Genomic DNA, 15,416 nt, shown 5'->3' on the forward strand with positions numbered 1-15,416 from the left:
ATCATTAAGGACTCAAGGAGAAAGAATTGCCACAGCCACAGGTAGCGATCGCCTGGGGATTGTGGAAGCGAAAACCACCACCCATTAAGTCTTCTGAATAATCAACTTTCAAACCGTTGAGGTAATTTAAGCTTGCGGCATCTATGACCACTTGAATCTCATCCAAGTCGAAAACCTGGTCGTCTACTTTTATTGCTTCATCGAAGGACATATCATAAAAGAACCCGGAACAACCACCTGGTTTTACTGCCAATCGAAACAAGACATTTGGCTGCTTGGACTTTATTCGCCCAATCTCACTTACGGCTGCTTGACTCAGATGAATCATGGAACTCGTTTTTTGCAATTGAATACCCCATCTTCCATTTTACAGATAGGTTGACCCTTGCTTGTGTAAAATTCCAAATCACCAAAGGCATGAGCGCGATCGCTATTATTACATTTATAACACTAACATGCTTCAGTCCCCACCTTGACTAGGTAGGGACTTCTGGGGTGTAGTAGTTCGTTTACAAAGACGGTTTACCCAAACAAAAATGTATTCAGTTTTGGGGTTAGAGCTTTAATAGCGTTCTTTTGGTTTTAATCTTTGGTACGGGCATAGTCATCTTGGTAGCGGATAATATCATCTTCTCCCAAGTATTCGCCATTTTGGACTTCAATCAATACCAAGGGGATCACGCCAGGATTCTCTAAACGATGAGATGTACATTGGGGTACATATGTTGACTCATTATTGCTCAGTAGTACTTCTTTCTCACCACAAACTACTCTAGCTGTACCAGAGACGACAATCCAATGTTCGCTGCGGTGATGGTGCATTTGTAGACTGAGGCGGTGTCCGGGCTTAACTTCGATGCGCTTAATTTTGTATCCGCGCCCTTCTTCTAAAACTGTAAAAGCACCCCAAGGACGTAATTCAGTTGCAGCAACGCCCCTGGAAGTTATGTTTGGAGGGAGGTGTAGAGTTTCAGTCTGTGTAGTTTCTTGATATCGAGCCATAGTTACCTCATTTGAAGACATAACAAACCGTTGGTACTCTTAATTATTGATAAAAAAATCTGGCGCTATCTTGCAACCTTGGAAATCAGCAATTTTGTCGCACTTTGATAAACATAGCAAAATCAAACCTGATGGTGTAAACCATTACTACTAAAATTCTGATGTTTACACCAAGTCTTCATCAAGCAAAATGATAGCTTGTTCTAAACTTTAAAAAAGATGGGGCATGGGGCATTGGGCATTGATGATTTAGATCCCTATTCCCTGTTTTCCATTCCCTCATTTTCGTGGTTGTAGGAAAATACCAATTCCGTTGTGAACACGAGCAGCGGTACTGGGCGATCGATCGAGTAGTTGCCCTCCTAAGTAGAGGCTGGTAGAACTACCGCCATCTAAATTTAAAGCATTCACACAGCCCATGAGTTGCATCAATTGAGCATGTTCTGCCAAATTAGGCCCATAACCGCCGACACGATTATGTGTGGCAGTAATCATCAGTGTGCCTGTTTCTGTTGTGCAAATACCGCTACGAATAGCTTTTTCGGCAATAAAGGCATTGCTGAATTTTTCGCCTTTGGCATCAAGAACAATTTGACGATTTTGGACTAATAGCGGCCCAGCACCGATAATGTGGGGATAACGACTAAAATCTGTAGGAACAGTGGTGGTGGAAATACTTACTGTGGTTCCAATAGGTAGCTGGGAGGCAGCACTAGCAGCGTTGGCGCGTAAGGCTAGTAGGTAGCCATCCTGGGGAATGGGAATCGGCGTCTCACCAACTTTGCCGCCTGGTAGCTGATTAATAATTTGATCTTTCTGCACCACTAAGATAATTTCGTTATCCGTTAAGGGCGTGTAAGTTGCTCCCCAAGCTGAGGTGTAACGAGCAATGCCACTTTGAATGTAACCACTGTTGAGAAATAGAATTGGTAAGCGCTGGTCATTTGCTGCAATTAAAGTTTCTTCTAAAGTGAGACGACCGAAGTAAAATTGGCCTGAATTATTCCAAGCGATCGCACCCCGGTTCAAAATCGGGCCTGATAACCACTGATTATCCCGACGAATCGCACCCAATGGCAATTTATTATTACGGTTAAAATAACCACCATTAATTCCAGCTACTGCTAAGTAACGTTGTGCTGTTTGAATTAAGGGAGCAGTACCCGCAAGTCCATCAGGACTAGCCCATATAGGTTTCAATGTTAGCCCAAATTTACGGGGATTAACTTCTAACCAGACCACTGGAAAGCGTTCTGTGCCTAAGTTGACATAATGCTGTCGCCAGTTCAATCCTGGGGCCCAAGTAATATCTCGTTCTTCTAGGGGATCGGGTCGAATATTGATAATCAGGCGATTAGGGTTATCTATAGTACTAAGTTGAGGCGATAGACCAAAGGGAACGCTCAGACTAATAATCGTTTGGTTTTTCACCACCTCTACTTTTTGAATCAGTGGTTCAGGTGCTGCTGGTATTGGTTGTGTTGGTGTAACTGGTAATAATTGTTTGAGCAAGTTTGGCAGCAATGTTGGTGCTGCTGCTGGTGGCTGGGGAGTATAGCGTTCTATCAAAACGGGTTCGGCGATTCCATCAAGAGTAATTGTCCACTTTCGATTTGGTGGTGCAGTGGGTTTGGGAGTTGGCGTGTCTGGATCGGAGGATGGAGTTTGGGGTTTGGCGATCGCTGACCCTTGTACAACTTGCCAGGGAGTGGGACGATCTAAATTGACAAGAATCCGAGTCTGTTGCAAAGGAGTACTTGCCTCTGGAGGTTCCTGACTCTGAACAATATTTGTGATTTGTGTTTTTGGGGTAGCAATCACCAAAGTGTTGCCATTAGCTTGAATTTGCCAGCCAGATGTTTGAGCAAAATTAGTGATATCCAGATAGCGATATGCTCCTAGTAACCTAGTGGCTAATACCAGTGGCTTTGTCACCGACGAAAACCACTGTATTGGTTGCTTCGCTGAATTACTACTGTTTAAGAAATTTACTCCAATTAATTGCCTGAATGCCCCATCACTGAGATGAGTTGTCACCTGTCCAGATTTTCCAGGTCGCTGTAACCAAGTTCCTGGTAAAGTACGACCATTGAGGGAAATTTGATTACCAGAGGATGCCACACCTGTTAAAGGAGGTGCAGGTGACTGTGAGATTAACCTGGATATAAATTTGGCCGTTTTCGGGGATTCTTGGGCGTTGGCAGCACAAGTAGTCGTTAAGCACAGTACTGTTAAAAGTATTGGTGACACAGTAGCCCGGAAGAATCTGCGATCGCCCTTGGCATTTGCAGAGCCATCACTAATCTCTGATTGGCAACAATTCGGCATTTTTACCATAATTTACTAGGTACTTTGGAAAACTATTACCCAAGGTTTAAACTAACCAATTATTTGGAAATATCAAGGAAAGATGACTTTATTTTTGAATAAATATGGTAATCTATATATTGGCTACTTGTCTCTTTTAGACAAACATTAGACACATATTAATTTATTTAGACGCTAAAGCCACTGCAACCTAGTTTTTTAACTCCCAACTAATTCTAACCACACTATATACGGTAGTTTTGGTTATCAAAACTGGATTAAGATATTTAATCCTGCCGATAGTTGCTACTGTTATTACTTCAGTAATGTCTAGTTAATAGTAATACATGCGGCAACTGGTAAGCGGCAAAATTCTAGACAACAAAAATATTTGGGAATTGTCAAATGGGTATATATTGTAATACGCTGATTTTATTGCTGGATCGGGATAACCAAATAATTACTAATTCGTAATTCGTAATTCGTAATTAAAAGGGTACACCAGCTCAGACTCAATTTTTAATTCAATGGTTAACAAAACAATGGAGGGTAGAACCCCTCACTGATTGCAACCACGAATTAAGGTAGCGTAGCGTAAAGCCTTTAGCATAGCTTCTCTAAGAAACGCAAGGCGACTGCTTAGAGTGAGTTCTTGATTGTCACGATCGATTACTAATTATCTGGGCTTTGGCTTAAAAAAATAGTGCAGCGTTCAGTTTTAGTTTTGTTTCAGGTGAGCCGAAATAGGCTCCATGAGTAGCTAGCGTGCATCTGGAAAAAGAAATTGAAAAAATACTTAGCTTCAAAATATAAAAAAGAAACTGTCAGGGCAAAAATGATGTCTTGGCGGAGGTAAGTTGTCTAACACCGCATAAATACATAAAAAACACGCAAACATTTTAACACGGGTTAACTAACAAAGTAAAACCGAAGTTAAAATTTTTTTTCCCTAAATTTCGGTGCTTATATATTTTTCCATCGCTGAATTTAGAAATTTTTTCCCACAATGTAGTGGCAAAATTGGTAACTCAATACTTCAGGAACAGGGTATGAATAATAAACCGATGAATCAAGACCAGAAAATCACAGCGAATATCAACTCAAGAGATACCTATCAGGGGCAAAAGTGGTTAGTAGAAGAACGAGATGCCTGTGGTGTAGGTTTTATTGCTCATCGCCAAAATCATACCAGCCATGAAATTGTCGAAAAAGCCTTAGCTGCTTTAGCCTGCTTAGAACACCGGGGAGGTTGTAGCGCCGATCGCGACTCTGGTGATGGTGCTGGAGTCTTGACAGCAATCCCTTGGGAGTTGTTCCAACAAGACTTTGCCCAAAGGGGGAAGGAATTTCCATCTAGCGATCGCATAGCTGTGGGGATGATATTTCTACCACAAGACCAGCAAGCTGCACAACAAGCGAGGGTGACTGTCGAGCAAGTAGCTGCTGAAGAGAAATTAATTGTATTGGGTTGGCGAGTAGTACCTGTGCAATCTGATTTGCTGGGGGTACAAGCAAGAGAAAATCAGCCCCAGATTGAACAAGTTTTGTTAGCTTCTGTTGACAAAAGCGGTGATGAATTAGAACGGCAGTTGTATATTACCCGCCGCCGAATTAGTAAAGCTGCAACTAACATCTCAGAAGAATTTTATATCTGTTCGTTGTCAAGTCGCACAATTGTCTACAAAGGTATGGTGCGTTCTGCTGTCTTGGGCAGCTTTTATGACGATTTAAAAAATCCAGCTTACAAAAGCGCCTTTGCTGTTTATCACCGCCGCTTTAGTACCAATACCATGCCCAAGTGGCCCCTAGCCCAACCGATGCGGCTTTTGGGTCACAACGGCGAAATCAATACCTTATTGGGTAACATCAACTGGATGATGGCACGAGAAGCTAGCCTGAATCATCCTGTATGGGGCGATCGCATCCAGGAACTCAAGCCATTAGTTCACATTGATAATAGCGACTCAGCTACCCTAGACAACGTAGTGGAATTGCTGGTTTGCTCTGGACGCAGCCCCTTGGAAGCTTTAATGATTATGGTTCCAGAGGCTTATCAAAATCAGCCTTCTTTACGTGAATCTCCCGAAATTGTTGATTTCTACGAATATTACAGTGGTTTGCAAGAAGCTTGGGACGGGCCAGCACTTTTAGTATTCAGCGATGGCAAAAAAGTTGGTGCAACTCTAGATCGTAATGGTTTAAGACCAGCTCGTTACGCGATTACCAAAGATGATTACATTGTTGTAGCTTCGGAAGCTGGTGTGGTGGATTTCCCAGAAGCCGATATTTTCGAGAAAGGTAGACTTGGCCCAGGGCAAATGATTGCCGTGGATTTAGAAAATCATGAAGTGCTGAAGAATTGGGACATAAAGGGGCGCATCGCCAAGCAGCATCCTTATGGAGAATGGCTGCAACAGTACCGTCAAGAATTAAAGTCATTAGTCATTAGTCATCCGTCATTAGCAAATGGTAATGGCAAAGGAGAATTGATAAATGACCAAGGACAATTGACTATTGACAAGCAAAACTTACTTCAGCGTCAAACTGCCTTTGGCTACACCACAGAAGATGTAGAAATGGTGATTCACCCAATGGCGATCGCCGGTTCTGAACCGACTTTCTGTATGGGTGATGATATTCCTTTAGCCGTGCTGTCACAAAAGCCCCACCTGCTTTATGACTATTTCAAACAGCGCTTTGCTCAGGTGACGAACCCGGCGATCGATCCTCTCCGGGAAAAGTTAGTGATGTCTCTGAAAGTTGAACTAGGCGAACGGGGTAACTTATTAGAACCCAAGCCAGAATATGCTCGGAGATTAAAACTCGAATCGCCAGTGTTAACTGATGGTGAATTAGAGGCGATTAAGCTGTCAGGATTTGCCACGGCTGAGTTGTCAACTCTATTTGCGATCGCTAGCGGCCCAGAAGGATTGAAAGCCGCAGTGCAATCTTTGCAAGCACAAGCAGCTGAGTCAGTCCGGGCAGGTGCAAAGATTTTAATATTAAGCGATCAAGCTAATGACAGTCTCAACACAGAATATACCTACATTCCTCCCCTATTAGCAGTGGGTGCAGTGCATCACCATCTGATTCGTGAGGGGTTGCGAATGAAAACATCCCTGATTGTGAATACTGCTCAATGTTGGAGTACCCATCACTTTGCTTGTCTGATTGGCTATGGTGCTGGTGCAGTTTGCCCGTACATGGCTTTAGATACGGTGCGTGATTGGTGGTCCGATCCCAAAACTCAAAAATTAATGGGTGTGCAAAAAATTCCCACCCTCACGTTAGAACAAGCTTTAGGAAACTATCGCAAAGCAGTAGAGTCAGGTTTGCTGAAAATTCTCTCCAAAATGGGAATTTCTCTGCTCTCCAGCTATCAAGCAGCCCAAATCTTTGAAGCCATTGGCATCGGTGGAGATTTAATCGACCTGGGATTCCGTGGGACGACTTCCCGCATCGGTGGTTTGAGCGTTACCGAACTTGCTGATGAAGTGCTTTCCTTCCACGTCAAAGCTTTCCCAGAACTAACGACCAAGAAGTTAGAAAACCTGGGCTTTGTGCAGTACCGTCCTGGCGGCGAGTACCACATGAATAGCCCCGAAATGGTTAAGGCGCTGCATAAGGCTCTAGATGGAAAAAACTACGACCACTACGAAGTTTACAAAAAGCACCTCCAAGGCAGACCAGTAACAGCCTTGCGGGACTTGCTGGACTTCCAAGGCGATGCCCCGTCGGTTCCTCTAGAAGAAGTGGAATCGGTATATGAAATAGTCAAGCGCTTCTGCACAGGTGGCATGTCTTTAGGCGCTTTGTCAAGAGAAGCCCACGAAACTTTAGCGATCGCGATGAATCGCATTGGTGGTAAATCAAATTCTGGAGAAGGCGGCGAAGATCCAGTGCGCTACACAGTTCTAGATGATGTAGACGAGTCTGGTTACTCGCCAACACTACCTCATTTAAAAGGATTGCGAAATGGCGATATAGCTCATAGTGCCATTAAGCAAGTTGCATCGGGACGCTTTGGTGTCACACCAGAGTACCTAGTTAACGCCAAACAAATTGAAATCAAAATTGCTCAAGGTGCCAAGCCTGGGGAAGGTGGACAACTGCCAGGGCCCAAGGTGAGCCAATACATTGCGATGTTAAGGCGCTCCAAGCCAGGTGTGACGCTGATATCGCCACCACCGCACCACGATATTTATTCGATTGAAGACCTAGCACAACTGATTTTTGATCTGCACCAAATTAACCCCAAAGCACAGGTGTCGGTGAAGCTAGTTTCAGAAGTTGGCATTGGCACGATCGCCGCTGGTGTAGCCAAGGCAAACGCTGATATCATCCAAATTTCTGGTCATGATGGTGGTACAGGTGCATCGCCACTCAGTTCGATTAAACACGCTGGTTCACCGTGGGAATTGGGTTTAAGTGAAGTGCATCGCGTCTTGATGGAAAATGGCTTGCGCGATCGCGTGATTTTACGCGTAGATGGCGGACTCAAGAGTGGTTGGGATGTGGTAATAGGTGCATTAATGGGCGGTGAAGAATTTGGTTTCGGCTCCATCGCCATGATTGCAGAAGGCTGTATTATGGCGAGAGTTTGCCACATGAATACCTGTCCTGTGGGTGTTGCTACTCAAAAAGAAGAACTCCGCAAGCGGTTTACGGGAATGCCGGAACAAGTTGTCAACTTCTTCTACTTCATTGCTGAAGAAGTGCGGAGTTTGTTAGCCCGACTTGGCTACCGTTCTTTGTCAGAAATCGTTGGACGTGCAGATTTATTAAAACTGCGCCCAGAGGTAAAACTCACCAAAACGCGATCGCTAGATCTCGACTGTTTACTTCAGCTACCAAATAGCAGAGACAATCGTAGCTGGTTGGTGCATGAAGAAGTCCACAGCAACGGCGTGGTTTTGGATGACAAGTTCCTTGGCGATCCTGACATTCAGGCTGCTATTAGGGATCAGTCTACTGTCACCAAGACTTACCCAATTATCAATACTGACAGAACAGTGGGCACAAGATTAGCGGGTGCGATCGCTTCTCAATACGGTGACAGTGGCTTTGAAGGACAAATTAATCTCAACTTTACAGGTAGTGTTGGGCAAAGCTTTGGTGCTTTCAACCTCCCAGGCATAATTCTCAGCCTAGAAGGAGAAGCAAATGACTATGTAGGTAAAGGGATGCATGGTGGTGAAATCATCATCAAACCTCCAACAGATGCTACCTATAACGCCTCACAAAATGTGATAGTTGGCAATACCTGCCTTTATGGTGCTACTGGTGGCATCTTATTTGCCAATGGTCTAGCAGGAGAACGCTTTGCTGTGAGAAACTCCAAAGGCATCGCAGTGATTGAAGGCGCTGGGGATCACTGCTGTGAATACATGACAGGTGGTGTGATTGTCGTCCTTGGCAAAGTAGGACGTAACGTAGCCGCTGGAATGACTGGTGGACTCGCATACTTCTTGGATGAAGACGACTCATTTCGTGAGTTAGTCAACCCAGAAATTGTCAAAATTCAGCGGGTGATTACCGAAGTAGGTGCAAAGCAACTGCAAGAATTAATCCAAAATCATGCAGAACGCACTGGTTCACCAAAGGCGAAGAAAATTCTGCAAAACTGGCAAGAATTTTTGCCGAAATTCTGGCAGTTGGTTCCGCCTTCTGAAGCTGATAGTCCAGAAGCCAATCCTGAAAAAACAACTGAGTTCAGTTTAGTAAGCAGTCATTAGTAACTATAACCGTTCTCATACTCTGCCTTAAGGCATTCTCCCGGCAAAGAAGTTGCACAAACAGGTACTCTGCGAAAACCCCTTTAGATACCTAAAGCAGTCACCTGAATTTCCCTCTTAAAAAGAGCGTAGGAGAAAATATATTCCCCCTAAAAAAGGGGGAATATTCACTAACTAATTCACAAATGAACTTTAGACTAAGACTACAAAAGTGACCGAGCAATTAAATCCTGTCAAAGTCTAAGTAATAAATTCGAGATCGGCACTGTCCTGAAATCTACCTAATTGAGTATAGAAGGCATTACCTAAATCCTGGTACACTGCACTATAAATGTTTACCAACAAATTAGGATTTGTCTATAAAAATGCTTATAGAAGATCAAGCTCCCGATCGCAAAACGTCTGAAGAAGAACGTTTTCAAGATGATTATTATTCATACTTTGAATCTCCTGAAAATGCTACCCGATACACCCCATCAGTTTGGTATCTCGATCTGGCTTTTAAGCAACGTTCCTTCTCTTTGTTAGATTTGGGATGTGGCAATGGAGCTTTGAACAAATATCTACCTGAGCGATGTGACTACCTTGGGATAGATCATAGTGAAGGTGCGATACAATACTGTTCAAAACTATACCCCAAGCAGAAGTTTATCGCTAAAGATTTATCGGTAGCACTGCCAGAATTAGCTTCGGAAAATCAAAAATTTGATGCCGTTGTGCTAGCTGGTTTGCTATTTCATAATGTTGACAAGGAAACACTAGAAAAAAACGACGATCGAGAACTCGTTCAATTCTGCTTGGATAAACTAATAAGCGACAAAGGATATTTGGTGCTTATTATACCTTTTGCTTATGGCGAACATCCATCTCATAATTTATATGTTCGGGCAGAATGGTTACAAAACTTGCTAGAAAAATTGCTGAAAGTTGTAAAGGCAAAAATTGTTTACGAGAATATTTCTCTGCAAATTGACTTGGACAAAAAAGTTCAACAGCAGAAGACGACTCCTGACTGGTTCGTGCCTGATAGCACTACTGATTATTCCAATAAGTACGCTGGAACATATATGGCAACTTGGACAGTTATAGCCTCTCCATAGCTAGGTTAAACCGCCATCTAAATAACCAAAATTATTCATCAACTTAAAAGTTGATTTTTTTTATTTTTGCACTAGGAACTAGTCTAAACTCTAATCCCAAATGCATCTTATCCACAAAATATAATTTTAGTTGTTAGCCAATTACTATTGAGCAATTGCCCATAATTAATAACTATTACTTTTTGTTAGCAAGCAACTTTTGGTCTGTATCTTCCATTTCTAAAAGTTCTGGAATAGTCACAAAGCGATAGCCTTGCTTTCTAAAGTTGCTAATAATTTCTGGTAAAGCTTGCACAGTTCTAGAACGATTACCACCACCATCATGCATTAGCACAATCCCACCAGGTTTAGAATCTTTAATCACGTTATCGATCAACTTTGGTACAGTTGGTAACTTGTAGTCTGTGGAATCAGCAGACCACATCACCACGGCATACTTTTGTCCTTTTGCATAAGCTGCTAATCCATTGTGCAGATTGCCACCAGGCGGTCGGAAGAGATTTGTTTTAGCACCTGTAACTTGATAAATTAAGTCTGTTGTGCGCTCAATTTCAAAAGCAGCTGCTTGTTGATTAAAGAAGTGATACCAGTGATGCCAAGTATGGTTGGCAATGACGTGACCTTGAGCGACAATCTGCTTTCCTAACTCTGGATAATTTTTTAGGTTCTGCCCGACTACAAAAAACGTCCCTTTGATATTATTTGATTTTAGAATATCTAGCACTTGCCCTGTGGTCTGAGGCCAAGGACCATCATCAAAGGTAAGAGCAATCACTTTCTCACCCTGAGTAAGTTTTGCAGCTTTGATGATTTCCCCTTGAAAGCGTCTTGGTATGGGGTAGGCTAGACCCTTTGTTTGTGCTTCTTGTTGCCACCTTGTAAGCATCTCCGCCTTTAATTTCTCAATGCGCTGCTGAGTTCCTACGTTTGCAGATACATCCTTGATATTTATACTTGGTCTATTCTGAGCATCCGAAGCATTTGGCCTTAGAAGCATCATAAAAGCAAGACTAAAAACACCACCTAAAGCAAGTAGCGCAATTAATATTCCTTCTGGCCACAGAAACGACTTATTATTTTCCACCTCAAAGCTCCTTCAAAGATCGAACCATCACCACGGTTATGACGGTACGTTATAGCACATTTTTATTAGATATTTAGATACCAGTTACTTTCTGGTAATCATGAAAATTGAAATTGGTACTAACGGGAATTCAGAATTGATTAAGAGCGACTATATTGCTTTAACTAAAATCTATATGCTCTCGATTTGGACAGCGTTGAATATACAATACTTGGTACTGTTTAATTTCAACCCAGTTATCAAAGGTAAGCTTTGCGCTTCCACATTCTTACCACTAGCTCTAAGAAGCAGAGGAACACAATCAAATAATTAACCACACCCCAAAATCCTTTTAAATAGGAGTTATGAATTAGTTGCTGTTTTTCAGTTCACCGCTAAGGCAGCATTATCCTTTCAAGTTTTATAGCTTTTCAAATAAGATGAACTCAGTTGTCATACCTACAATTTGTACTTTTAGCAAACTAAAGTTTTTTAGTCAGACTTTCTCACTGTAAAACTGTATAGTTTACAACTTAAGTGAATTGTTTGATTAACATACAAAACTACTTAAAAAGGTAGGGCCTCTTTAAAATAAGACTCTGGCAAACTATTAGTTCTATTCTTGATAAGATATATTTTACTGCCTGTTGCGATTGTTTCCTTTTTAAGAAAAAGTTAAATTTTTAACTGACAGAATGTTACCTTGTACTTTCTATGAAATAGACCAGACGAAAATTGATTCAATATAGTTTCTCATTGGCAAGGGGCATTTATTGTTTCAATCTAGTCACCTTTGACTCATTCAAGAAAAATAATTCTATCAGCAGCTTACTTCTGTTTCGGATGCTGATACTTTAGCTCAAATTGCTAGTAGCCTTCTGTCTGTGAATGTTTTTTTCGATAATTAAGTATGTTTATATCTTAATTAATAGTACAGTTTAATATGCACTGTCACCGTGTAATTACGGAAATTAATTTTGTATATATAGGCAAGTGATTAAAATCACAATATAATACTATTTATCCATTGAAGCAATAAAGCCTATATTTCATCTTTGAAAGTAGTATTTTTGACTAAAAACGCGGTTTTTAACCAAATTTATGCATTTAAAAATACATTTAAATTTTGGCTAAGTTTATGTAATTTTACTTAAAAAGGAAATTTTCTTGTAACTCAACCTCCAGCAAGACAGCCCGACGCTCGTGGACTCGCTAACGCTGCGCTATCTACGTTTTTTCAGTAAAGTGAGGTAGATACTGTCAAACATGAGGTAGACTATTTTGCAACTCACAACCAATTTTCTGTTTAAAGAAAAAACCTACTGGTTGTATCACTTTAGCAGTCTGTAACTAGCCGATCTTGCAGGAAGAAACAAAACTTCCGATTGTCTCATAACTTGCCTTATAATTACAGCAATTAAAATTTTTATTTTTAATAATCTATTTAGCAATCCTAATTATTAGCTTATATTACCTCAGACAAGTCATAGTTTCTTTACAGTACTTTTGCTTATCTTTAGCAAATGGGTAAGTGTATTATTTAATATCTGTATAGGTTGAGCCTAAATCCTCTTTTCCTATTAATATAACTTTTGAGTCAAAATAATCAAGGTATTTGTCTCACTTCTGAAACTGGCTAGAAACTTTTATGATTCCTCACGAAAGTGATGCAAAAAAAGAGCGTGCGTCGTTAAAAGTATGGCGTAGTTGGCAAGAAAATCTGATCTTAATAGCGATCGCACTGTGTTTGGCATTCTTAATCAGGACTTTTATCGCCGAACCGCGCTATATACCTTCTGACTCAATGTTGCCCACCTTACATACTGGCGATCGCTTGGTAGTTGAAAAAATCTCCTACCATTTTCACCCTCCCATAACTGGCGATATTATTGTTTTTCAGCCACCCGCAGAACTACAACGTCGAGGATATCCCAAAGACCAAGCGTTTATCAAGCGAGTTATTGGTCAGCCTGGTGAGGTAATTAGTGTTGCTTCTGGCAAAGTCTACCTCGACGGTCAACCCTTAGCAGAAGACTACATCGCTGAACCTCCAAATCAGCCATATCAACCAGTGAAAGTCCCAGAAGACGAATTTTTTGTTATGGGAGATAATCGCAACGATAGTAATGACTCTCGCTATTGGGGCTTTTTACCCAGAAAAAATGTCATCGGTCGGGCAACGTTTCGCTTTTGGCCTCTCAATCGCATTGGGTTCATTTAATCAGTTTTAGATTTTGGATTTTTCTTTCAATCCAAAATTGCCAGAGTTAGGAGTTATTTTAAGACTTCTAACTTTTAACTTAAAATCTCAAATAATACATTATCTGGGCGATCGCATCACCAGTTAACTCCAGCCGTCGCTGGAAATCAGCCAGGTTACGGTAGGGCCCGGCTGATTGCCGATTTTGCACCACTGCTTCCGCCAGAGACAAATCTATAAATGGGATTTGTGCTAATTTTTCAACGGTTGCTGTGTTCGGGTTGAGTAAATGGGTAGGATTTTCTAAAGATTCGTGGTCATAGTAAATAAAATTCAGCAGAGGCTTTAATGGCTCTAAGCGCGGCGCTGGCATACCCAAAGCCGCAGCGATATCTTCAATACAGTAAAATTTCACACCTGAATGTGAAAGTTCCACAAGCGATCGCGCTTGGTGAATTGACAAACCTGGTAGGCGTAACCAATCATCTACAGTCGCTTGATTAGCATCAATGCGAATACCTAATTGAGCTGCAATCTGAATTTCTTCTCCAGATTGTAGGCGATAGTAGGGATCGTTGAGGAGCTTGGCGCGGAGTTTTTGCAGTCTGGAATTTAAAGGTAGCCAGTTATTCATGATTGTTGCTTACCTTAAGAAATCTGGTCTAGCAATTGGCGGCGCTTTTGCTCAAATTCATACTCTGAAATTAGTCCATCCTGGCGCAGAGCATCTAATTCCCGCATTGCGTCAGCGATCGCTCCTACCTGATTAATCGCCTTTTGTGAAGTCCTTGCTGCTGACTTGCCGAGATTAAAATTACGATCGAAAGCTTCTTCGTCTTGGGCTAAATACCAAACTCCCTCAATCGCACTAGCTACCTTGGGGATCGGCGTCCAGGAAAGCAACACATACAAAACACCCCACAGCGGCTGTCCCAGGTAGAATTTATGTAATCCTGAAATTGTCAGTGTGCCAGAAAAAGCTAAAACAGCGGCAACACTTCGGCTTTTGCGCTTAGTCAACATATTTCTAATAAATATACGAATACCATAGTTCCGACAATAAGACAGCCAAAAGGCACACAGACAATTCATCCCTAACTAAATCTTCCCAGTCCCCAATTCCCAGTTCCCAGTCCCCAATCCCCAATTTGAAGAAATTTGAGTAAGTTTCACATGACTGTGCATTCAGCTTTGATGCTAATTTTAAGTTTTTAACGGATCTAGACTACTACGATGTCACAGACCTTCCTACCGCCAGAATGGCTAAAACAGCTTTGCGATCCTTACGCTGTGCTAGGAATTTCTGTGAGTGCTGACGATCGCCAGATTTTTAAACGCTATCATACTTTAGCGAAACTGCTACATCCCGATCGCTATGCTAAAAACTGCAATCCAGACGAAGAATTAGCAACGGCAATACTTAGCTATTTAATCAATCCAGCTTACGAACAACTCAAAAATCGACACAAGCGCTTGATTGCCATAGCTATGCTGCGATCGGACGCAAGAGTATTACAGCAGCAAGCTTTGTGTGGGCAAAGTGCCATAGCTCAGGAAATTATAGAAATGTCTGCACCGCAAGCAGAATTGTTTTATGAAGAAGCGATCGCTTCCTATGCAGAAGCTCAATACAAATCACTCCATCAGTTTTATCAAGTTACACAACAAATTAGTATACTGAATTTAGTTTACTTACAGTTGCATAAACCTGACTTGTTTCTCCCGCAAAGAGCTGTTCGCATCATCCCCGAAGTAGAAGTCAAGCCAGTTGAATTGACATTTAATGAAGAAACTAATGTCAAACCAGTTTTGACAAATTACGCCCAACGTCACTACCAGCGAGCTATTGAGTACGTCAGGCTAGCCAATTGGGCCCTAGCCGTGCAAGAACTGCGCGATGCCATCAAGTTAGAGCCAAATAACAGCGACTATTATGCTTTATTAGGTTTAGTACCTGGAGTTTAGACTAAAAGCGATATGAGAGAACGCGAATCAAATAGAATTAGAGG

The 15,416-nt window shown here is 41.7% G+C and carries 10 protein-coding genes; 4 read left to right on the forward strand and 6 right to left on the reverse strand.

Annotated elements, in window-relative coordinates; translation table 11 throughout:
- Window positions 1-4 precede the first annotated feature (4 nt).
- The 3 genes from RMX89_RS31070 to RMX89_RS31080 all read right to left on the reverse strand — a co-directional run bounded on the left by RMX89_RS31070 (window position 5) and on the right by RMX89_RS31080 (window position 3,339).
- Window positions 5-328: a HesB/IscA family protein gene (locus RMX89_RS31070; RefSeq protein WP_099099761.1), complete on the reverse strand. Its 324-nt coding sequence runs from the start codon at window positions 326-328 to the stop codon at window positions 5-7.
- A 254-nt stretch (window positions 329-582) separates the two neighbouring features.
- On the reverse strand, window positions 583-1,002 hold the full coding sequence (locus tag RMX89_RS31075) for a cupin domain-containing protein (RefSeq protein WP_104907515.1): 420 nt from the start codon (window positions 1,000-1,002) through the stop codon (window positions 583-585).
- A gap of 279 nt (window positions 1,003-1,281) precedes the next feature.
- Entirely contained in the window at window positions 1,282-3,339 is a 2,058-nt protein-coding gene (locus RMX89_RS31080) for a phosphodiester glycosidase family protein (RefSeq protein WP_322691652.1), read from the reverse strand.
- 1,019 nt (window positions 3,340-4,358) lie between these two features.
- Between RMX89_RS31080 and RMX89_RS31085 the strand changes: the two genes are divergently transcribed.
- Both RMX89_RS31085 and RMX89_RS31090 read left to right on the forward strand, forming a co-directional pair.
- On the forward strand, window positions 4,359-9,044 hold the full coding sequence (locus RMX89_RS31085) for a glutamate synthase-related protein (protein WP_322691653.1): 4,686 nt from the start codon (window positions 4,359-4,361) through the stop codon (window positions 9,042-9,044).
- A 365-nt stretch (window positions 9,045-9,409) separates the two neighbouring features.
- Window positions 9,410-10,144: a class I SAM-dependent methyltransferase gene (locus RMX89_RS31090; protein ID WP_322671967.1), complete on the forward strand. Its 735-nt coding sequence runs from the start codon at window positions 9,410-9,412 to the stop codon at window positions 10,142-10,144.
- Between the two features lie 175 nt (window positions 10,145-10,319).
- Here the strand turns inward: RMX89_RS31090 and RMX89_RS31095 are convergent, their stop codons facing one another.
- Window positions 10,320-11,228: a polysaccharide deacetylase family protein gene (locus RMX89_RS31095; RefSeq protein ID WP_322671968.1), complete on the reverse strand. Its 909-nt coding sequence runs from the start codon at window positions 11,226-11,228 to the stop codon at window positions 10,320-10,322.
- Between the two features lie 1,627 nt (window positions 11,229-12,855).
- Here RMX89_RS31095 and lepB point away from each other — a divergent pair.
- On the forward strand, window positions 12,856-13,428 hold the full coding sequence (lepB, locus tag RMX89_RS31100; RefSeq protein ID WP_322671969.1) for a signal peptidase I: 573 nt from the start codon (window positions 12,856-12,858) through the stop codon (window positions 13,426-13,428).
- A gap of 79 nt (window positions 13,429-13,507) precedes the next feature.
- Here lepB and RMX89_RS31105 read toward each other — a convergent pair whose 3' ends face one another.
- Window positions 13,508-14,041 carry a ComEA family DNA-binding protein gene (locus RMX89_RS31105; protein WP_322691654.1) on the reverse strand — a complete coding sequence of 178 codons (534 nt, stop codon included), beginning with the start codon at window positions 14,039-14,041 and terminating at the stop codon, window positions 13,508-13,510.
- A 14-nt stretch (window positions 14,042-14,055) separates the two neighbouring features.
- Window positions 14,056-14,430: an NINE protein gene (locus RMX89_RS31110; RefSeq protein WP_289795333.1), complete on the reverse strand. Its 375-nt coding sequence runs from the start codon at window positions 14,428-14,430 to the stop codon at window positions 14,056-14,058.
- Window positions 14,431-14,640: 210 nt separating this feature from the next.
- Here RMX89_RS31110 and RMX89_RS31115 point away from each other — a divergent pair, with 210 nt between their 5' ends.
- A complete protein-coding gene (locus tag RMX89_RS31115; protein WP_322691655.1) occupies window positions 14,641-15,372 on the forward strand; it encodes a J domain-containing protein in 732 nt (243 codons plus the stop codon).
- Window positions 15,373-15,416 lie beyond the last annotated feature (44 nt).

Source organism: Nostoc sp. DedSLP04, assembly GCF_034530775.1.
Lineage (GTDB): Bacteria > Cyanobacteriota > Cyanobacteriia > Cyanobacteriales > Nostocaceae > Nostoc.